The organism is Reichenbachiella sp., from assembly GCF_039941815.1.
Lineage (GTDB): Bacteria > Bacteroidota > Bacteroidia > Cytophagales > Cyclobacteriaceae > Reichenbachiella.
This window is the reverse complement of the sequence record NZ_JBDVDW010000061.1, coordinates 29,628-51,877: the sequence shown is the minus strand read 5'-3', so window position 1 is coordinate 51,877 and position 22,250 is coordinate 29,628. Positions and strand designations below refer to the sequence as shown.

Annotated in this window: 18 protein-coding genes; 14 read left to right on the top strand and 4 right to left on the bottom strand. The window is 39.1% G+C overall.

The genetic code is table 11. From position 1 onward, the window contains the following. Positions 1 to 89: 89 nt before the first annotated feature. A complete protein-coding gene (locus ABJF11_RS14320; RefSeq protein ID WP_348120563.1) occupies positions 90 to 665 on the top strand; it encodes a penicillin-binding protein activator LpoB in 576 nt (191 codons plus the stop codon). A gap of 38 nt (positions 666 to 703) precedes the next feature. Next, on the top strand, positions 704 to 2,098 hold the full coding sequence (locus ABJF11_RS14315) for a hypothetical protein (protein WP_348120562.1): 1,395 nt from the start codon (positions 704 to 706) through the stop codon (positions 2,096 to 2,098). On the opposite strand, the gene ABJF11_RS14310 is transcribed toward ABJF11_RS14315, so the two are convergent. Then, positions 2,095 to 2,448, bottom strand: a complete 354-nt coding sequence (locus ABJF11_RS14310) for an ArsC/Spx/MgsR family protein (RefSeq protein WP_348120561.1) — start codon at positions 2,446 to 2,448, stop codon at positions 2,095 to 2,097. The two genes, ABJF11_RS14315 and ABJF11_RS14310, sit on opposite strands and share 4 nt — an antisense overlap. A 143-nt stretch (positions 2,449 to 2,591) precedes the next feature. Here ABJF11_RS14310 and ABJF11_RS14305 point away from each other — a divergent pair, with 143 nt between their 5' ends. From ABJF11_RS14305 to ABJF11_RS14265, 9 genes are all read left to right on the top strand, one after another. After that, a complete protein-coding gene (locus ABJF11_RS14305) occupies positions 2,592 to 3,092 on the top strand; it encodes a hypothetical protein (protein ID WP_348120560.1) in 501 nt (166 codons plus the stop codon). Between the two features lie 117 nt (positions 3,093 to 3,209). Beyond that, entirely contained in the window at positions 3,210 to 3,821 is a 612-nt protein-coding gene (locus ABJF11_RS14300) for a hypothetical protein (RefSeq protein ID WP_348120559.1), read from the top strand. Positions 3,822 to 3,909: 88 nt separating this feature from the next. Continuing rightward, positions 3,910 to 4,905, top strand: a complete 996-nt coding sequence (locus ABJF11_RS14295) for an FKBP-type peptidyl-prolyl cis-trans isomerase (protein ID WP_348120558.1) — start codon at positions 3,910 to 3,912, stop codon at positions 4,903 to 4,905. Positions 4,906 to 4,924: 19 nt separating this feature from the next. Next, complete coding sequence (locus ABJF11_RS14290; protein WP_348120557.1) at positions 4,925 to 5,992, top strand: hypothetical protein; 1,068 nt, start codon at positions 4,925 to 4,927, stop codon at positions 5,990 to 5,992. Between the two features lie 150 nt (positions 5,993 to 6,142). Continuing rightward, a complete protein-coding gene (gene gyrA / locus ABJF11_RS14285; protein ID WP_348120556.1) occupies positions 6,143 to 8,677 on the top strand; it encodes a DNA gyrase subunit A in 2,535 nt (844 codons plus the stop codon). A 51-nt stretch (positions 8,678 to 8,728) separates the two neighbouring features. Further along, on the top strand, positions 8,729 to 9,928 hold the full coding sequence (locus ABJF11_RS14280) for a tetratricopeptide repeat protein (protein WP_348120555.1): 1,200 nt from the start codon (positions 8,729 to 8,731) through the stop codon (positions 9,926 to 9,928). A 99-nt stretch (positions 9,929 to 10,027) separates the two neighbouring features. Then, on the top strand, positions 10,028 to 10,405 hold the full coding sequence (locus ABJF11_RS14275) for an OmpA family protein (protein ID WP_348120554.1): 378 nt from the start codon (positions 10,028 to 10,030) through the stop codon (positions 10,403 to 10,405). A gap of 346 nt (positions 10,406 to 10,751) precedes the next feature. Then, positions 10,752 to 12,344, top strand: coding sequence for a hypothetical protein (locus ABJF11_RS14270; RefSeq protein ID WP_348120553.1), 1,593 nt, complete (start codon positions 10,752 to 10,754; stop codon positions 12,342 to 12,344). 69 nt (positions 12,345 to 12,413) lie between these two features. Continuing rightward, positions 12,414 to 14,051, top strand: a complete 1,638-nt coding sequence (locus ABJF11_RS14265; RefSeq protein ID WP_348120552.1) for a tetratricopeptide repeat protein — start codon at positions 12,414 to 12,416, stop codon at positions 14,049 to 14,051. A gap of 19 nt (positions 14,052 to 14,070) precedes the next feature. Here ABJF11_RS14265 and ABJF11_RS14260 read toward each other — a convergent pair whose 3' ends face one another. Further along, complete coding sequence (locus ABJF11_RS14260) at positions 14,071 to 14,784, bottom strand: hypothetical protein (RefSeq protein WP_348120551.1); 714 nt, start codon at positions 14,782 to 14,784, stop codon at positions 14,071 to 14,073. 296 nt (positions 14,785 to 15,080) lie between these two features. Here ABJF11_RS14260 and ABJF11_RS14255 point away from each other — a divergent pair, with 296 nt between their 5' ends. Genes ABJF11_RS14255 through ABJF11_RS14245 form a run of 3 tightly spaced genes read left to right on the top strand, consistent with a single transcriptional unit; the run spans position 15,081 to position 19,363 of the window. Next, entirely contained in the window at positions 15,081 to 17,459 is a 2,379-nt protein-coding gene (locus tag ABJF11_RS14255) for a TonB-dependent receptor (protein ID WP_348120550.1), read from the top strand. A gap of 7 nt (positions 17,460 to 17,466) precedes the next feature. Beyond that, a complete protein-coding gene (locus ABJF11_RS14250) occupies positions 17,467 to 18,450 on the top strand; it encodes a phosphotransferase (RefSeq protein WP_348120549.1) in 984 nt (327 codons plus the stop codon). A 22-nt stretch (positions 18,451 to 18,472) separates the two neighbouring features. Then, positions 18,473 to 19,363: an inositol monophosphatase family protein gene (locus tag ABJF11_RS14245; RefSeq protein WP_348120548.1), complete on the top strand. Its 891-nt coding sequence runs from the start codon at positions 18,473 to 18,475 to the stop codon at positions 19,361 to 19,363. A 435-nt stretch (positions 19,364 to 19,798) separates the two neighbouring features. On the opposite strand, the gene ABJF11_RS14240 is transcribed toward ABJF11_RS14245, so the two are convergent. Further along, a complete protein-coding gene (locus ABJF11_RS14240; protein ID WP_348120547.1) occupies positions 19,799 to 20,203 on the bottom strand; it encodes a DUF262 domain-containing protein in 405 nt (134 codons plus the stop codon). A 75-nt stretch (positions 20,204 to 20,278) separates the two neighbouring features. After that, complete coding sequence (locus ABJF11_RS14235) at positions 20,279 to 22,249, bottom strand: ATP-binding protein (RefSeq protein ID WP_348120546.1); 1,971 nt, start codon at positions 22,247 to 22,249, stop codon at positions 20,279 to 20,281. Between the last annotated feature and the right edge of the window lies 1 nt (position 22,250).

Below are 22,250 nucleotides of genomic sequence, written 5' to 3'. Positions count from 1 at the left end.
AAGAAGAAATAAACTACTTCAAATTGTAAAAACTCAAAATTCAATTGTGAAGTCATTAAGTAGATTATTAAAAAACAAATTATAGAAAGATGAAAAGAATAACCATTATTTTGACAGCCCTAGTGTTGATTACCTCATGCTCTAGAACTGTAACCCGGGTGAGCCCTGATCAGCAAATTGACTTGAGTGGAAGATGGAACGACACAGATTCCAAATTGGTGGCAGAAACCATGATCCAGGATGTACTCAACAGAGCGTGGATTAGTGATTTCAACAGGGCCAAAAATGAAAAGCCTGTAATCATCGTAGGTAGCATTGCAAACAAAAGTGCTGAACACATCGAGTCTGAAACATTCATAAAAGATATCGAAAGAGAATTTATCAATTCTGGGCTTGTACGAGTTGTTCAGAATTCAGTATTTAGAGAAAAACTAAGAGAAGAGCGGGCTCAACAAGGCGAATTTGCCTCTATAGAGACTCAAGCCAAATGGGGTAAAGAACTTGGAGCAGATTTTATGATGTTCGGCGTGATTACTTCCGTAACTGATTCGTACAAAAAAGAAAAGGTTGTCAACTACAAAGTAAACCTTGAATTGGCCAGTATCGAAACTAGTGAAAAGGTTTGGATCGGCGACAAAGAGATCAAGAAATACATCAAAAACTAATTTCCTAAATTGAGCACCAATTCCTTTATACATTGATAATGAAGAAAATTTATCAAGTGTTACCGCTTTGCTTTCTGCTCAGCTGCGCTACCTACTATCAAATGAATCAGGTATTTAACCAGGATTTTGAAAGCGGAAATCTGTTGATGGCCGAGAAGATATTGGAGCAGAACGCAAAGGCGGCCAAAGGAAGAGCGAAATTTCTTTACTTTCTAAATCGAGGTACCGTGGCTGCCTTGCTCAACAAACCGGAAGAAAGCAATATATACTTCGAACAAGCCTTTGTTTTTGGTGAAGATTATCATACAAATTATGTTAATGAGATCGGTGCTTTCGTAATCAATCCTACAGTGATTGAATACAAAGGAGAAGATCACGAACATCTCATTTTACTCTACTACAAGGCACTCAATTTCTTGAAAATGGGAGATCGGGAAGGAGCTTTGGTCGAATGCCGTAGGTTGAATAACCGACTTCTCAAGCTGAATGAGAAATATAAGAGAGAAGCGAGATACAAGCGCGATGGGTTTATTCATAATCTAATGGGTTTGATCTATGATGCCGATGGAGACTACAACAATGCCTTTATAGCCTATCGCAATGCCTATGAAATATACAAAAACGATTATGCTGAAATGTTTGGAGTGGTTGCACCTCAGCAACTCAAGCTTGACATTTTGCGGACAGCATATTTAGTTGGTTTTAATGATGAGTTAGAGAGATTCCAGAATGAGTTTGGTCTGAAGTATATCCCCACAAAGTCAGAAGGTGGAGAGTTGATATTCTTGTGGAATAATGGACTGGGCCCGGTCAAAAGCGAGTTTTCGATCAACTTTTCCGTGATTCACGGGCAAGGAGGATTAGTTACATTCAACAATGAGGAAATGGACTTTAGCTTTCCATTCTGGTTGGCGGCTGATGATGACCCCAACGACAACCTCTCCGACCTTGAATTTTACCGAATGACCATTCCCACCTACAGAGAGCGGCTGCCGGTATTTAATGAGGCTACGCTCTGGGTCGGTGAAAAGTCATATCCACTGGAGAAAAGCGAAGACATAAATCAAATAGCTCAATATTCTCTTAATCAAAGAATGGGACTGGAACTTGGTAAATCTTTACTCAGGTTAGCGATTAAGAAGACTGCTGAAAAAGAGCTTCGAAAGGAAAGCGAAGGCTGGGGTGCTGCCCTTGGCGCACTCAACGCACTGACTGAAAAGGCAGATACGAGAAACTGGCAAACAATTCCACACTCTATTTATTATACTCGTGCTGCACTACCCGAAGGGCAAAATAAAGTTAATCTACAAGTAGGAGCAAGACGAGACTCTTCTCAGCTACATCAGTTCAACTTTGAGGTGCAGAAGGGAGAAACGATTTTTCACACTTTCTACTCTATGGAAACTATACCAAGGAGAGCGTATTCATACTAGGTCAAAGCTTGAGCCACTTCTTCGACAGTCTTTTTCGAATTGCCAATGAAGATTTGATCATTAATGATAAAAACCGGCCGCTTTAGGAATGTATATTCTTCCAAAATTAATTGCTTATAATCACCCTCACTTAAATTTTTACCAGCCAATCCCATAGACTTATATTTCATCGCTCTTCTGCTGAATAGCGATTCAAATGAGCCACTTAGACTTTTCATTTCATCCAAATGAGCCTCAGACATAGGTTGTGTTTTTATATCCTGCATCTCAAAATTTTGCTCTGAAATGCCCAACTCCTTAATTATTCTGATACACGTACTACAAGTGCCCAGGTAATAAATCTTTTTCATATGTGAAATCTTATAATTTTAGGATGCTAAATTATAAACTATCGACATTCTGCTTCATTAATTAGTGAATTACTTGACTTAGTCGCATGCAGCGTCTTTATTCGTGATTGGTTTAATCGTAAACAATTAATAATAACAAGAAAATGAAAAGCGTGAAGTTGAAAAACAGTTTGTTGATATTAGGAATGCTGGTTGCTTGTCTGGCAATCTGTCCTAACACCTTTGCTCAGGATACTGAGGTAACTGATGAAGAGCTATCAAAATATGTAGAAGTAACAGCAAAAATTGATTCCCTAAAAGCTGACATGAAGGCTAAAATTAGCGAGGCTGTAAAGAGCAACGAACTAATGGAGGGAGGGAAAGTTTATAACCAGCTAAACAAAGCTAAAGGTGATGAAACAAAACTTGCTGAAATAGGTGCGACAGAAGAGCAAATGGCTGCATATAATGAAATTCAGGACGGGATTACCGCATTTAAAGCAGAGTTCAAAACTCAATATACAGAAGTGGTGAAAAACGACATAGGAGCCGGGTCTTACAACAAAGTTAAAAAAGCGCTCAAAAGCGATGAGGCGTTGAAGGCTAAATATGAGGAACTAATAGCAGCTTTGTCCGATGAATCGTCAGATTCTGAAGGAGAATAAGTTACTTGAAAAACATAATGGAACAAGACACATCTACTAGGTGTGTCTTTTTTTATTCCCAATTTTTCAATTTGAAGAATTGATGGTAAATTCCTAGGATAATCAAATTGCTCGGGAATGTTTACGGAATTCGAAATTGAAACTCTGATTGAAAATGAAGAAGTCAAAAATGCCACGTTTGCACTAAAGAAGGAATTTATCAAAAATGAAGCTCCTTATTTGGAGATATCGGATCAGGATTTCTTTTCGCTTATTGTCATGACACCGACAGTAGGTGTTGCACTGGCCAATGGCAGCGTCAGTTTATTTGAGGAAATGGCATTAAATAAAAAGGCAAGAAAGCTTTCCAAAGGCGATTACTTCATGAAAAAAGATCCGGTGGTATTTGGTCTCAAATATCTGATCAGCCAATACAACAACTGGGAAGATGAATTTCTTCGAGTAATAAGATTTACGATGGAGCAGACCTTCGATATTTCAGGCCTGGAAGTGGCCTACGATAAAACTAAGGAAGTTTCAGAATCAGAGTATCGGCAAGAAGTACTGAAGGCTCCTTACATTCTGATTCGTTTTCTGTCTTCGTTCTTTCTCAACGAGGATGAGGACATCATTAGTCCTAGAAAAATATCTAAAGTAGATTATGGTCAAGTCGTCTCTATTGGGGGAAAACTTGGATTGGACAAACTGCCTATCTTTCACTACTTCTGTAAAACATTCAAGGTCAATTAGACTGTAGTGACGCATTCAGAAAGATATTGTCAAAATTTATTTCCATTCTCCTCGTTATTTCATCAATTTGTGAAAATTAACTAGAATCTTGATTTTTAAATACAAACATATTCGGTTCATCCTTGGATGGTGTGCACTCATCCTTTTCACTCAATGTAGTGATAGTTCGGATGACACAACAGTCGATCAGGATGCCATAGATCAGGCTACAATTGAAGAGTTTCTTACTGAGAACGAAATCGTCGCAATAGCGGATGGCTCCGGGATACATTATTCCATAATCGATACCGTATTGACGGGAGCTCCAGCCGCAGGTAGTATCCTAAGTATCTACTACTCTGCCAGGATACTCAATGGCAGCGCCTACGACGAAAACACAAGATCAAATAGCAACGATTCTGTGAAACTAAAACAAGGAGTAGGAGCTGTGTATCCAGTTGGTCTAGATGTAGGACTCGGTCTCATGCGTGAGGGCGAGACATTCAAATTTTACATACCATCATCATTGGCCTATGGCGACTATTCTTTCAGCAGTTTGATTCCTGAAAATTCTATTCTTGAAATAGAAATAGAATTGGCCGCCGTACAAAATGAAGCCGATATCCTGTCAGAGCAACTGACAGCAATAGATGCTTACATATTGGATGAAGCGCTCAACAACACTACGATCAATCCCTTAGATTCAATAGAGTACCTTGCAGCAGAGCAAATCTACTATAAGAGAATGGTTGCTGGTACTGCAGATGACACCTTAAGACAAAACGACTTTGCCACAATCAGCTATATCGGAACCAATCTCTTGAAAGAAGAATTTGATAGAAGACCTTCAGCAGAACCGCTGACCTATACTTTTGGTGCTAACGCCATCATTGTAGGTCTCGATGATGGAGTATCTGCTATGGAAAGGGGAGAGACTGCATTAATTATTTTACCTTCGCATAAAGCATATGGAGAAAGCGCCTTTGTGATACCCTCCTATAGAAAACAGGATTTTGTAGACTTAGAGATTATTCCCCAGTATGCAGCCAAAGTAGCACCCTATGAAGTATTAATATTTGAAACCAGCCTCTTAAATAACCCTTAAACGAATCATCACCGAGTAGTTGAAATTTAAAGTATTAATATATCTCATTTTATTATCACACCTGGTGGTAGCACAGGAGTATCCTATTGATCCTGATCAGATATATCGTTCGCCGTCGAGAAGAGTACTCAATATGTTCTCCATCACGGTGACCACTGGCTATAACTCCACCAAGTTTAGTCATGACCTGTCTGGGTTTTATTATTTGCAATCCGCTGAACAGCAATTAATTTCTCCAAACACCGGAGAGCCACTGGGTACTGAATTTGATGTATATGAAAACTGGTTCAATGACCCTTCTCAATCTCAGGCTATTATTCTAACAGACACATTTGACGTCCCTTTTCCTCCAATATCAAATCCAGTGCTCAATCCGGTACTCATTCGTGATCTACAAGCATTCAATGCCGACTCACTAGGACTAGGGTTCGAAGGCAGAAGTTGGGGAATCCCTATCAATATTGGAGTACGGTACAACTATCAGAAGTTTAGAGTCGGACTCGGTCTTAGTTTTGAATTCTATAAAATTAAATCTCTTAGCCCAACTATAACCGATCTCGGCATTCGCAACTATCAACCCAATTTTTCAAAGGCTATATTTTTCAGCTATTACCTCAACCTTGGGTACAGATTCTACGACTTTTGGGACTATTCATTTGCAGCAGAGCTAGAGTTGGGCAAGAATAAATTGGGTAAAAATTTTAATGCCAGTTCTGGTCTCTTGATCAATTTTGGAATATCTATTGAAAAGAATCTATCTGAATACTTCAGAATCGTTGTAAAGCCCTCTTATGATTTCAAGAGCTACAATACCTCTCTACCGGAGACTGCATTGGGTATCAAGCACAAAAACCCATCCTTTAAACTCAATTTTGGTATAAGCATTACTATCCCGGAAATACCGAGATCGCCCATGAAAAGTGATCACGTCCAACTCAAACACCTTTACACCGACCCTGCTACTGGTCGCGTCATGGAAGTCAGGGGTCAACCCATATGGAAGAGACAAAACCCAAAAGTCGGTGAAAATCATCGCCGATTGTGGCGATATAAAATGAAAAACAGGAAGAAATTGAACCCCTATTGATGGGACAGATTGGAGGCTCAGTTCAGAGTGCCTGAGCATGTGAAAAATACTTTATTTCTTTCGCCCACATTGTTGCTTTCAATAGTACTTTTTAGGTAGAATTTTCGTTAATTTGCGGACTTAATTTTGCTTGTCAATATTTAAAAATTTATGGCTGAAGACAACGAAAACCTACCCTTAGGTGATCAGAATATAATTCCAATCAATATTGAAGATGAGATGCGTGGAGCATACATTGATTATTCAATGTCTGTAATCATCTCAAGAGCCTTGCCAGACGTCAGAGACGGATTAAAACCAGTGCATAGAAGAGTGCTCTATGGAATGCTGGATCTAGGCGTATTACACAATAGAGCATATAAGAAATCAGCAAGAATTGTCGGGGAAGTTTTAGGAAAGTATCACCCCCACGGTGATTCATCAGTATACGATACCATGGTGCGTATGGCACAAGAGTGGTCGTTGAGATATCCATTAGTCGATGGTCAGGGAAACTTCGGATCTGTAGATGGTGATTCTCCTGCAGCGATGCGTTATACTGAAGCCAGATTGAAGAGAATGGCAGAAGAGCTTCTTCACGACATCAACAAAGAAACAGTTGATTTCCAGCCGAACTTTGACGATTCATTAAAGGAGCCAACTGTATTGCCTGGAAAGTTTCCTAACCTGCTCGTGAATGGTACCTCTGGTATCGCTGTAGGAATGGCAACCAATATGGCACCACACAACCTTACAGAGGTAATCAACGGTACCATAGCCTATATAGATAACAACGAAATAACTATTGCAGAGCTGATGGAGCACATTACGGCTCCAGATTTCCCTACTGGTGCTACCATCTATGGTTATCAAGGTGTCAGAACGGCATTCGAGACAGGAAGAGGCCGTGTCGTACTACGTGCAAAAGCCGAATTTGAGACTTTGAAATCTGGTAAGGAGCAAATCATTATTTCTGAGATCCCATATCAGGTCAATAAAGCCACGATGATCGAGAAGACTGCGGCTTTGATCAACGATAAAAAATTAGAGGGAATCACGGATATACGTGATGAGTCTGACAGAGACGGAATGCGTATTGTATATGATATTAAAAAAGATGCAATACCTAATATCGTATTAAATAATTTATACAAATATACTCAGCTACAGTCATCGTTTGGTGTCAATAATGTGGCCTTGGTGAAAGGAAGACCTCAGACACTCAACCTCAAGGATTTAATCAAATACTTCGTTGAACATAGACACGAAGTGGTCATTAGAAGGACACAATACGAACTCGACGAAGCTGAGAAAAGAGCACATATACTTCAGGGATATTTAATTGCACTTGACAATCTGGACGAGGTAATTAATCTTATCAGAAGTTCAAGAGATCCTGAGATAGCGAAAGCAGGTCTAATTGAGAAATTTGGACTGAGTGAAATTCAGGCCAAAGCCATTCTTGAAATGAGACTCCAGAGACTGACAGGTCTTGAAAGAGAAAAAATTCAGAAGGAGTACGAAGAGATCATGAAACTCATTGATCATTTGAAAGCCATTCTTGATAGTGAAGAAATGAGAATGGACATTATCAAGGAAGAGCTGAATGAGCTAAGAGAGAAATTTGGAGACGACAGAAGATCGGATATCGAACATGCAGCGGATGATTTTACCGCAGAAGACATGATTCCAGATGAGGAAATGGTAATCACCATATCTCACGAAGGATATATTAAAAGAACTCCTCTCACAGAATACAGAACACAAGGCAGGGGTGGAGTAGGCTCTAAAGGAGCCACTACCAAAACAGATGATTTTACTGAGCATCTATTTGTTGCTTCCACACACAATTATCTTTTGATCTTTACAGAGCTAGGCAAGGTATTTTGGAAGAAAGTTTGGGAGATTCCTGAAGGTCAAAAAGCAACCAAAGGCAGAGCGATCCAAAACCTAATCAACATTGAAAGCGAAGATTCGATACGGGCAGTTATCAATGTGAATAATCTCTCAGATGAAGATTACATCAATAATAACTTCATCGTGATGTGTACCAAAAATGGCACCATCAAAAAGACTTCACTCGAAGCCTATTCAAGACCAAGACAAAACGGAATAAACGCTATTACTATCCATGAAGGTGATGAATTGCTAAATGTCAACCTGACAAATGGCAGCAATCAGATCGTGATCGCAAAGAAATCCGGGAAAGCCATTCATTTCAACGAGCAGGATGTTAGACCAATGGGACGGACAGCCGCTGGAGTGAGAGCTGTGAGACTAGAAGGGGCGGATGATTATGTGATTGGCATGGTGTGTGTAGCAAGGGATGATGCCAATTTATTGGTTGTCACCGAAAAAGGCTTTGGAAAGAGATCTGACATCGACGCATATAGAATCACCAAACGTGGTGGTAAAGGCGTGAAAGCTATGAATATCACGGAAAAAACAGGAGCGCTTGTCGCTATCAAAGAAGTGATAGACACAGATGATCTCATGATCATCAATAAATCTGGAATTACCATTCGGTTGGCAGTAGCGGATCTCCGCGTAATGGGAAGAGCAACCCAAGGAGTGAAGCTCATAAGACTAGGTGAAAATGATGAAATTTCATCAGTTGAAAAAATCGAACTCATAGAAGTCGATGAGCTAGAAGATGGAGGTGAAGAAAACACAGCCACGGATGTAGAAAATAACGAAAAAGAGTAAAATTAAATTAGATAGCAGGACTATAAATAGGTCCTCGTAAACTATACAATTATGAATACAAGTAAACTGTTTGTGCTTACGCTAGCCTTATTAATGAGCGTAGCATCTTACGCTCAGAAAGGTTCTGTGACCAAAGCTGATGCTTATTTGACTAAAAAAGATTTTGCAAATGCGAAAGCAGAAATCGATGTAGCCATTACTGTTGAAAAAAGTGCAGCAAAATCAAAAACCTGGTTCGTAAGAGGAAAAATCTATCAGGCAATTGCCACCAGTAAAGATGAAGCGGTCACGTCATTAGACCCTGATGCACTAGGCAAGTCCATTGAAGCTTACAATAAGGTTTTGGAAATGGATAAGGAGACGAGTCCAAATCACTTGCTTTCTACTACCAACCTGGATGCCATTTGGGGCAATTATGTAAATGATGGTGGCAATGATTATGGTGAAGGAGACTTTGTTTCAGCATTGAAAAGTTTTGAAAATGCGCTGAAAGTTAAGCCCAATGATTCTGTTACTCTGCTTTATGCCGGCGTGGCTGCTCAACAAGCAGAAATGACTGACAAAACATTGAAATATTATTATCAAATGCTAGAAAATGAAGACGCCAGTGCCGACGTACTATCTTCTATGATCTATATTGAAAGAACTGAAAACAAAGCAAATGATAAAGCCCTTGAGCTTGTAAGAAAGGCTAAAGAACTTTACCCGAATGATTCCAAATTTGGCCAGGAAGAAATCAGTCTTCTTTTGGTAATGGATAAGGTAGAAGAGGCCAGAACAAAATTAGAAGTTGCGATTTCAGAGGACCCAAGCAATGCAAATCTTCATTTGAACTTAGGAGTACTTTATGATAATCTAGGTACTGCAAAACAGCAAGAAGGTAAGAAAGATGAAGCTAGAGACGCATATAACAAGGCTAAAGATTCTTACATGAAAGCTATCGAAATAGAGCCAAACAACTATGTCGGAAACTTTAACACTGGGGTTATCTTTGTGAATTTGGCTAAGGAATTCTACGATGAGGTTAATGAAATGGACCTTAAGACTTATAACAAGTTTGGAGAAAGCAAAATAGCCCAAGCCAATAAAATCCTAAAGGAAGGTCTACCCTACATGGAAAAAGCAAATTCCATCCAGCCCGATGACATAGGAGGATTGAAAGCTTTGCAGCAAATGTATACCCAGTTGAAAATGTTAGACAAGGCTGAGGCTGTTCTTGACAAAATAGAAGCAATCGAAGCAGGTCAATAAAAAGACACTAGAAGCAATGCTTCTTGAAACGGGTAACCAGATCAAGCATTTTTCGTATGTTTGAAAATGGTTGCCCGTTTTTTTTGTGCTTTTCTGTTGATGTTGATATCCTACGATGGATTATCGCAATCAGAACATATTAGAAAAAGCATTTATTTTCCAGGAGGCCAGTATTACATCACACCCTATCAATTAGAAGAACTAAGATCATTTTTGGATTCCATTCCAGATTTGAACCATTTCAACATTACCATTCACAGCCATACAGATAATATCGGAGGAGTAGCTTACAACCAGTGGCTTTCCGAAATGAGAAGTACGACGACTATTTATGAATTGAGTAATAGAGGTGTGCCACTTGAAATCATAGAACAGAAAGATTTCGGCCAATTCAATCCTGTCTATGACAATAATACTTCCCAGGGTAGACAAATGAACAGACGAGTTGATATAATTTTCTGGCCCATTTCATTATAATTCCTAAGTCTCAATTTCTGAGGTCAACCCTCTAATTCTTTTATTTTGCATAAACCTAAAAATGTGCCCAAAGCATGTGGAGTATGATTCTATGGATGAATAGGATTGAACCTGGATTATGCATTAGGAATCGTGATGAAAGCTATAAAGCGCAAAGAAAGAGTCACTTATATTGAAGAGGCATAGCACCGCTATGGTGATTCAATAAATATATATGTTAAGTGTCTATTTCAAAGTGCTTTATGATTGGAATAGATTATCTAATGCATATTTCAGGTTGAATTGACAAAACAGCTTGAAGTTGTCAAAATTTGATTATTTTCAATGATCCAATGCATCAGCTGACATGATATTATCAAAACAAAATCTACTATCGCCAATCCTATTTTTGTGTGGATTATTTTCAGTATTAACTCTAAAGGCTCAGAATACATCCACCCCCGTTGATACTGTCACATGGAGTGCTGTACTTGAGCAGGCCTTCGAAGCGAAATCCGAAGTTGTGGTAGAAAACAAAGTAATTGTTATTGACAATCCTAAACTTAGATATAAGAAAGGTATCATTCGTCATTATTCAGACAGATATCCGGACCTCGTTGATAGTCTAGGGCGAATTAATGTTGCAAGTCCATTGGTCATAGATAATTGTAAATTTGACCAAAACATTTACATACATCAAATCAATTTTACCAAGCGATTGGTCATTTCCAAATGTGAAATGATCAATCTTAGAATTAGTGAGTCTGATTTTGGAAGAATACGACTGTTTCGTAATAGAGTCACTAAGGAAATGAAGTTAGATGGAGTCAAAGCATCGGCGGTAGATTTGTCGTTTAATAAACTAAATAGATTGATTTCTATTGATAATAGTGTGATCTATGACGTTCTAAAAATCAAGAAAAATGTTGTCCGTAAAGGAGATATTCAAGTATTAAATAGCAAGATTGATTCTGGATCTGTGATTATGGGTGAAAATATTGCCCTTGCAGAAAACATAACGAATTGTGATATATCGCTAAGCCCGGGTAGCGAATTCAATCACTTCGAATTGGCGGGATCTAAACCTGGTGACTTTAATGTTAAAAATTCTGTATTCAGAGGAGATAGTTCGACACGATTGGTTTTTAACAAAGCCAGTTATTTGAATCTAAACATTGAGAATAACATCTTTCAATGCAACGTGTATTTCATTGAAAACAAAGCTACTGAACGATTCTTTTTGGTCAACAACACCTTTGAAAATTACGTCTCGTTTGACAAATTCCTTTTTTCTGAAATCTGGAATGAACTGTATTGGCAGCAGCTAGCCGGGTTTAAGCTTAGATACAAAGACTATGGCGCTGTCGCTCCTGAAGATTACGCTAATGAAAGAGAGTTTAACAACTTGATAAATATTTATAAAGGCATGCACACCATATTCCTTTCAAGGGGAGATCTTCGGTCGGCCAATGCATGTTATAGTGAAATGAAAGAGCTTCAGGGTAAGATGCACAAACATATCTATCAGAATGATCCAACATTTGGAAATTTCCTTCGGTGGCAATTAAACGTTCTGCTTAAACTATATACGAATCATGGAACTGACCCTGGCTTAGCAGTGGTCATGTCATTTTATGTGATAGTCTCTTTCTCTCTACTTTACGTATTCTTTCCATCGGAGTGGGACATAGGAAGACGTACTGATATGTATCAACAATGGAACACCGTAAGGGCATTGAGAGGTAAGTCCTTTATGATATCAGTATTGTCCTTTGGTACAAGCTTATTCATTATCGTAATCAATGCAATTACACTAAGTATAAATAGCTTCGTCACGCTTGGTTTTGGTAGTATACCTACTAACGGTTTTGCAAGATATCTGTGCATAATAGAAGGCTTTATTGGTTGGTTCTTACTGAGTATATTCAGTGTAGCTTTAATCAATCAAGTACTAGCCTGATAGCATAATTCAACACCAAAATGGAATTGTTCCGTTTTGGTGATTATCTTTCTTCCATCAATTGTTGGTATGGCATTTTATACTCGAATTTATACTTTTATCATTTGCTTACTTACACTTTCCGTATCATGCTGGGGTCAGTCTACGACGGTCGATAGTCTGCTAATGCTCTCAGAAAATCCAATCCCCACAGACAGTGTAGCTATTGATCAAATCAGTAAAATGATCTACAAGCACTATCGAACATATCCCGAGCTAACTGAGAAAATCGCTTATAAAATTCAGTCTAGATGTAATCAACTTGGATTGAAAAGGAGAGAAGCCACCGCCTGGAGAAGGATAGGTGCTTCAAATTATGTCATGGGCAGGTCATCTGAACTAGTCAAAAGTCAACATGAAGCACTCAAAATTTATCAAGAGATTGCCTATTCAGAAGGTGAAGCCTACTGTCATAATAATCTTGGATTAGCCTATTTACAAATCAACGAGTGGTCAAAAGCATTGGACCACTTCCAACAGGCTCTGGGTAAAAGCAATGTAAATAATGAGAGTTTCAAAGCCATTTGTTACAACAACATTGCGCTGGTCTATTACAAAATGAATCGTGTAGATAGCGCATTAGCCTATAATCAGCGCGCACTAGCCATAAGGCTAGACCTCAACGAAAGAAGACGGTTGCAAGCCACATATACTAATTTGGGTACCATCTACAGCGAGCAGTTCAATGATCACAATAAAGCCATGGAGTACTTGTCTAAGGCGATTGCAATCAACGTTGATATTGGAAATTATACCGATCTGGCCACGAACTATGTATATGTTGGAAACATTTCGAGAGACAAAAAAGAATTTGAAAAGGCGCGACAGCACTACCGGAAAGCAATCCAATATGCAGACTCTTCGAAAGATGTGACGACCAAAAGTGAAGCTTACCTTCAACTCTCAGAATTGGAGCAGTCTGCAGGACGTCCTGACTTTAGTATTCTACACTATAAAAATTATCATGAAAGCATCCTTGAAGCCCTGGAAAGCCAGAAAAAAGTTGAAGTAAATCGTCTGGAAAACAACTATGTGATCAAGCAAAAAGAAAAGGAGCTGATAGAGTTGGAAAAAGAAAAAGCAGAGCAAAAAACAGTTCAGGTATTGCTGATACTGGGATCAATTGGTATTCTTTTGATAGCCGCCATGATAATAATTGTTCTTAGATGGCGTGTCAAAAGTGCTCGATTGAAAGCCCGTGAACTTACCATTGACCTGGAGCAAAAAAACAAGGAATTGACCTCATATGCTCTGAATTTTATTCAGAAAAACGAACTCATTTCAGAGATATCTGAGAAAATCCAGCATCTAAAAAATCAATCTGATGGCAGTAGAATGAATGACCTTCTGCAAATGGAGAGGATACTTCAAGAAAGTTTCAGAATTGATCAAGGATGGAATAATTTCAAGCGTATGTTTGAAGAGGTTCACAAGGACTTCTTTGTGAGGCTCAAAGAAAATTACCCGGATCTGGGAAGCTCAGAGCTAAAATTGTGTGCCTTGATCCGACTCAATCTAAACCTAAAGGAGGCCGCCGGCATATTGGGTATCTCACCAGACAGTGTGAAGACAGCGAGATATAGACTTAGGAAAAAATTGGATCTGATCCACGATGAAAATCTTGCAGATTTCCTAATGGCTTTTGATAAAAAGGAACCCAGCACCTAAGTATTAGATTACCAGTCAATTACACTACATCTACATGTCGCAGCAGCAGTCGTTTGGCGATAGGCATCAATGTTTCCTCTATTGGAAAATTCAATTTGCTAACCACCAAAAAAGTAGCAGGGTTCGGCAAATCAAAGTACCTTTTGGACAAGTTCAATTTAATTTTGTTGAACGTATTAGAGACAGATTTAACCTCTCGACAAACCAGATAAGTGTCAATTGATCTCAGCTCGCTCAGGTAATGGTCAATCAATGAAATTTTGTATCGATAAATTTCCACTTTCCTGTCCGCCTCAGCAGTGACCATGACATAGCCTTCGTTTTGATAAATGGGCAGTAATCCTATTTCGTCAAAACTCAGATGCTCCTCTACAAATTCAAAAAGCTCTTTACCTCTGTGGATAGATTGGTCAAACTGCGGAAGAGCATAGTGGATGATATCAGATATTTCTCGCATCAGTTGATCATCTTCGATCATCGCATCATAAGTAATTTGTAATTTTTTGATATCTATTCCAGAGGGCACCTTTGGGAAATTTTCGAAGAGCAATTCCTTATTGTCTCGCAGGAGTAAGAGGTTGTTGAAGTGAGTCACCAAGTCGGAAAATGCAGGGTAGAGCTTGTGGTTGTTAAATTTTCTTTGAACCTGCTGAAGATAAGCCAGCAGTTTATACTTTTTTAGTTCAAAATCGATGCTTTCGTCCGTTAGCCATGATTGACTCAATTGCTCCATAGGTCTTCCAAAATGATGTACTATAAGTTAACGAAAAGAAGTGAAATAATGCATATTTCAAGCACCGGGAAAATCATTAATGACTCACGCATCTCAATATTATAAGCATGCTACGTACCAAGAAAATACAATCCATTGAATTGAGGTATAGCAATATCGAATTTGAAGTTCTTTTCTATTAGTTTCGCTGAATTCAAGCGTTGATACTGATAAGTACCTCGTTCGTTTAAAAAAGACAACAGTCTGGATTAAATCTCGTTCATTTGAATCAAATACCAGTTACATATTTAGCAAGCGTGATAAAATACATTTTGTGTCTATTGTTTCTCGCCTTTTTGGGCGGCACGAACCCTTTGGCTGCACAGCCAGATAGCTTCGAGATAGCAGGAATCGTACAAGAAACAAGCGGAAAACAACCCGTGCCATTTGCAACAGTAGTGATCAGGAAATCTAAAACAGATTCCATTATCACCAGCACAACTACTGCCATAGACGGCCGATTCAATCTTGTCACCAGATCTTCAGATTTCTACCTTGAGGTGAGTTTTCTAGGTTTTACAACGCTACGGATTGATGATCTTCCTATTAAAAATCAAAGAGTAGATCTGGGCATTGTGTTCCTCACTGAAGATAGCAAAGTGCTCAACGAAGTAGTCGTAGCCGGGCAGAGGTCTACCACAGAATTTAAGGTTGACAAACGGGTGTTTAATGTAGGAAGTGACCTGAGCTCCACCGGCATGGGTGCGCTCGAACTGCTCAACCATGTGCCTTCTGTAAATGTCAATATCGAAGGAGAGGTGAGTTTGAGAGGCAGTACCGGAGTGCAAATACTCATTGACGGTAAGCCATCGATCCTGGCCGATGAACAAAGCAATGCACTGGGAACTATCACAGCAGACATGATCGAACGTGTCGAAGTCATCACCAACCCGTCCGCCAAATATGATGCTGAAGGCACCTCAGGAATCCTGAATATTGTGCTCAAGAAAGAAGAAAAGAAAGGAATGAATGGATCTATATCCGTCAATACCGGAATACCAGACAATCACAGCATTGGCGTCAGCCTCAATCGACGGACTCAAAAATTTAATCTATTTACCCAACTGGGTGTTGGATACCGTTCATTGCCGTCCTATTCGGAAAACTCTAATCGAGATCTCACCAATCAAACCACGGTCTATAGCGAGGGGGACGCGTATCGTAATGAAACCTTTTATAATATCATTTTGGGTACCGATTACCACATCAACGAACTCAATGTATTAACACTATCAGGCAACTTCGCGTATGAAGTGGAAGATCAGCCTTCAGAAACTGACTTCAGCTATACCGATGCTATGGATGTCGTCTCCTCTAGATGGCGTAGAGAAGAAACTACGGAAGCTACCAATCCGAAATGGCAGTACGAACTGCAGTACAAAAAAGACTTTGAAGACGACAAAGACCATCAGTTTTTGTTCAGTGCTCTGGGAAGGTTTTTTGGCAAAGACCAGTCCTCAGAATTTATCAATACCACTACTTTTGGCGATGCCGCATATGGAGATCAACTGACGCGTACCAAATTTCAACAAGCCGACTATACGTTTAAGCTTGACTACACTGATCCTATCACAGAGAAGCTTACGCTGGAAACCGGAGCCCAATGGGTAATCAACGATGTGGGCAATGACTATGAAGTTCGGGATTTTATTGATGATTCTTATGTGGTCAATTCGGCTCTCACGAATAATTTTGAATATGATCAAAAGGTATTGGCTGGATATGTCACCTGGGCCTATGAACTTGACCAATGGGGCCTAAAGCTAGGTGTCCGATTGGAAAACACCATCCTAAATACGCGACTGACCAATACAGACGAACAAAGTCAACAAGATTACACCAACCTGTTTCCTAGCGGCCATGCGTCCTACAAAGCCTCTGAAAATCTCAGTTTGCAGGCGGGCTATTCCAGACGGATTTATAGACCCAGGCTTTGGGATTTGAATCCATTCTTTAATATCAGAGACAATTTTAATATTCGAACAGGTAACCCGAATTTGAGACCGCAGTTTACCGATTCCTATGAAATCACAAGTGTGCTGGTTCTGGGAAAACTGGCGTTAAATATTGGTATCTATCACAGATATACCACCGATGTGAAAGAACTGGTGGTCTTGTTTGAAGACAACGTACGGACAACCACTCCAATGAACATCGGTACAGACCACACCACTGGCTTGGAGATCAATGCGGAATATGATCTAGCCTCATGGGTCACAGTCACTGGTGATTACAACTACAACCTGTACAAACGATTGGGCAGTTTGGAAAATCAAGTCTTTGATTTTGAAGGTGACCTTTCCACTGCCAGGATGACAACCAAAATCAAGCTGCCATCAGACCTCGAGATGGAAATCACCGGCAATTACCACTCAGGCTATCCAACGGTGCAAAGCGAAATCTCAAGCACAACCTTTATGAATCTGGGATTTCGAAAAAAATTCTTCGATAGTAAGATTGTCGCCAGTGTAGGCATTCGGGATGTGTTTGCCTCACGAATCATGGAGCGCAATACAACACAGACCGCATTCGAAGTGTATAGCTTTAGTCAGCGTGGCAGATTCGTGACCCTTGGGCTCAGTTATGGGTTCGGCAAAGGGGAGGCCATGACTTACTCAGGGCAGAGAAGAAGATAAGATGATCATGACCGACGACCTCTTACAGCACATCATAGAAGTCACTGCAGCCAGGGAAATAGTCAAGACGGAAGTGATACAAGAGCTTTGGAGCGGCTATGGACATATTTATCGCTGTCAGTTGGCTGGGGCCAAAATCCAATCAGTGGTAGTCAAGCAGGTGAAATTACCTCAGGAAGCCGCTCATCCGAGAGGCTGGAATACTGATATTTCGCATCAGCGAAAGCTCAAATCATATCACGTAGAAATGGCGTGGTACTCTGGTTTGGCTGGATCGTGTGATGATCACTGTCGTGTTCCTAAGACTTATTCTGTCAGCAATGGCGGAGATAATATGCTGATCATCATGGAAGACCTTAATTTCGCCGGTTTTCCACAACGCATAGCTTCACCTGATATGGACGAAATCAATGCATGCCTGCTATGGTTGGCCAATTTTCACGCAAGATTTATGGCTGTGAGGAGTGAAGGGCTCTGGGAAGTAGGCACCTATTGGCACTTGGCCACTCGACCGGATGAACTGGAAGCCATGAAGGATCAGGAGCTAAAGGCCGCTGCTCAGAGAATAGATGAGCGATTGAATCAAGCGCAATATCAAACCATTGTACATGGAGACGCCAAGCTGGATAACTTCTGTTTCTCTGAAAATGGTAAGCAGGTAGCCGCCGTAGATTTCCAGTATATTGGACACGGTTGCGGCATGAAAGATGTCGCATATTTATTAAGTAGTTGCTTGCATGAAGAAGAGTTAAATCATTGTGAATCAATGCTTTTAGATTACTATTTTAAAGCACTAAAAGAAGCTTTAGATCAGCATCACCAAACTTCAGATTTTGAAGAAATTAGACAGGAGTGGAGTCATCTTTATAAATATGCATGGGCAGACTTTTATCGCTTTTTGGATGGCTGGAGCCCTGGCCATTGGAAGATAAATACATACAGTGAGTCGATAAAAAACCAAGTCTTAAATGAACTTAGTTCGAAGTTGTAAATGGTGATTTAATAAAACTGAAATGAAACTGAGTGAAAAACACTTGTTGGAATTGTCGCAGGTGGCTGAGAATGCCGCACGCAGCGCTTCAGCGTATATAAAATCTCAGGCTGACAGTACCCATAAAACAAATTTCAAATCAGGCATAGAAAGTTTGGCTACACAGGTGGTCACTGAAATAGACATTGAAAGCCAACGACTCATTCTAGAACACTTAGAAAGCAGCATAAAGACGTTTGATCTAGGGCTACTCACAGAAGAAGCACAAGACGATCGCTCACGATTGGTGAAGGACTATTTCTGGTGTATTGATCCCTTAGACGGCACGCTGCCATATACTGAGCAGCAGCCAGGCTATGCAGTGTCTATTGCGCTGGTCAGTAGATCTGGGATACCAGTGATAGGTGTGGTTGCAGATCCTTATCGGGACACCATCTATGCAGCCATCAAAGGAAAAGGCTGTACGCTAAACGGTAAAGCTTTAGTGCTTAAACCAAAAGATCAGGATTCTTTGGTTTGTCATTTTGATCGGAGCTTTCTAGACTCATCAAGTTATCAACCCATCATAGAGGCTTTAGAATCAATTCTCACTCATAAAGGACTTAAGGCTCTAAACGTGCGTAGCGGAGCTGGTGCAGTCATGAATGCGTTGGGACTGTGTGACTCACATATCGGCTGTTATATCAAATTACCAAAAGCTAATCCGGGTGGTGGCTGTATTTGGGATTTCGCAGCGACCAGCTTGATCTACAGTGAACTCGGGCTCCACGTATCGGACGCTTATGGAAATGTACTAGCACTGAATAGAAGTGAGTCACCATACATGAATCAACACGGTGTCATATACGCCACGGATTTAACCTTAGGTCAGGAGATCGTCAAAGCAGTTTCAGAATTAACCAAATCATCATAAAAGCCTTGTACACACTGTAGGGTAGAATTCAACACAATTCAATTTAACATAATATAAATTATATAACAAAGCTGTTATTTATTGCTGCTGCGCTATTTTGTCGTGGTCAATTTAAACAATGACGTTGGTTCTTTTAAAACATGGTTGCCACGAATGAGGCAACCAGCCATAGTTTATGCGACGATACAAAAAAGTTGATTAATTACGAAGTTGACAGCGAACAGCGAATTCTGTTGTCATTAAGATATGAGCTTGGCTTCGTGGTGTTAACCGATAATTGGTATATGATATACTGATGTTTATCGAGGCTGAATAATTTTAAACTGAAAACCTTTGAGCTTTAAGATATTCATGAGAGCTCTAATTCAATTTCGTTCATTAAGCCACCAAAGTTGTCAGTATCCTTATAAAGCCTATTTATGATCTTCTTGTTATTTATTCCAAAGTGATTGCATATTTAAGCTTGATTTTAGCATCATCATCCAAAAATTCATTAATCAAGTATAACCGGTAAACCATATCAGCCAGCTTATCATCCTTAAGTTTTTTTGCTTTCTGATAAATAGCAATCCATATTAAAGTAATGGTAGTTAAACGCTGTTGACCATCTATAATGGTAAGTTCATTGGCACCAGATGAATATGCACTGTCATGAATAAAAACAATACTTCCAATGAAATGGGATGAAAATCCGCCCTCTTGCCCCACTTTAAGAGTATCCAAAAACAACTGTTCACATTCTTTTTTCGTCCAATCGTAATTACGTTGGTAAACTGGAATTACAAATTGAACATTGGGTTTCTGTAATAGCTGAATTAAGTTAAGTTCTGTGGCTTTCATTCTGTTATTTTAAATTTCTTATTCATTCTTCATTGAGCATTCTTTTTATGCTGTTATCAGCATATCTGATGGATTTTAATAAGTCTTCAATTCATTCAGGCTTTTGCCTTCAAGGCTCTTAATTATGTCATATATATCAGGAGCACGATTGCAAGCCTCCCCTATCCTATTTCCTAAAGCATCAATTGTTTCATCGTAAAGTTCCTGAAGTGATCTGCGAGTCGTAACAATGTCTTTAATGTTTGTTTTGGACTGATGAGAGACTCCTATAATACCATAAGTTCTTTTATCGTCATCACAGTAGAATGAAGTCTTGTCAGAGCCAGATTCTAGGTATAGGTTGATGTTATCAAGCGGTTGAAATGAATAAGTATATTCCTTACCAGATTGGCTTTCAATAGAAAATTGCAATATGGAATCGTGCTTTATGATCACATCATTTCGATATTTTTTTAATTCAATGAGAATCTCAAAGGTGTCTTGAAGTTCTCTTTTGAAGTAATTTGAACTTGGATTATAATGTGATGTCTGATTCAATGCCCTTTCACGATACCTGTTTAATCGATCCAGAAGAGAAATATCAAAACCCAAATGATTAAAATAGTCGATGCATTTTATGAGCAATGGATTCAAAGTAAGAGACTGTGCAGCTATAGGGTTACCTTCATCCGTTCTAAAATAATTATTTGGTAAAAAAGTCCTGAAAAATTCCTCAAGGGCTGCTCTAAGGTTATTTCCACAGGCTTGGTAATCTATATTATCTCTACTAGTGAAATAATGATGTGCTTTTTGAATATTAGACTTATGCTCAGTAATCGCAGGAACAACTTTTCCATCGCTTAAATAGGCTTCATACATTTCTAAGACTTGCCATCGCTCCATAAAAGCATGCTCTAACTTCGCGTTGTCGGTTTCCCCATTTTTCCTCTTTTCATTGGAGTGGAAGGTTTTGATATAGCTTAAAACAGATTCAAAGAATATTTTATCATGTGTTAGAAATATGATTTGATAATCTTCGCTGTACTCATCTAATATAATATTCAAAACAGATTCTCGATTCCCCATATCCAGACTCAGTAACAAATCATCAAGAACAAGTACCTTGGGAGATTCTTTAACCAGTTTTTCTTTGAGCATTGCCATTCGAATTGCCAAGGCAATTGATGATAGTCTTGCTTCATTTAAGAAAGTATGTACTCGTTCAACTTCTCGCGTTTCTTCGGTAAGATTAAGGTTTAATATTTGAGCTTTTAAATAGATTTCAGGAGCCAATGTTTTTTGATTGCGTCCGCCATTCTCTTTCTTTTCATTGTAAGTACAATTCTTATATTCAAACCTGATCTGAATATTTTCTTTGAAACTATCAGTTAAGTATTCATTTGCCTTCTGTGTAATTGAGTTTAAATAAAATTCGAAATCCGTATTGAATTGATCTACCAAAGCCTTAAACTCCCAATATCCTGGGCCATTGATGTTAGGGTATGGATTCAACCCGTCCTTTAAATAATTCCACCAATCCACAAGATTTTTTGAGACTTCTTCTCCCTCAACTGTTACAAGTGTCGTTCGAAGATTTACAAACGGCATAAGGTTCTTTTCTATATAACTGAAAAGCCGTACACGATCTTTATTGGTGAAATTGTAAATATTAAAGATTGACTTATAATCGATTAAGTCGCTTGATAATGTGATTGATTCAGTAAACGGATCGTTTCTGGTATTGACAGTTGTATTGGATATTTTTTTGGTTCTTAAATCCTTATTATCATCCTCAAATTCAATTTCAACAAACGCATCATCACCCTCCTTTGAATATCTGTTCTTGATACTTTCAGGACTTTGTGCTATATGTAAGAAGTACTTTTGAATTTCACTGTCTTCATTCTTGAAGACACTTTGCAGAAATGTGTATAAAGCCCAGTAGATAGAACTTTTACCACTTCCATTTTCCCCGTAAAGGAGAACATTCTTCCTATCAAACGGAATGGTTTCATCTCCGTAGAAAAATTTGAAATTCTTTAATTTGAGGGCTTTGATCTTATGCATA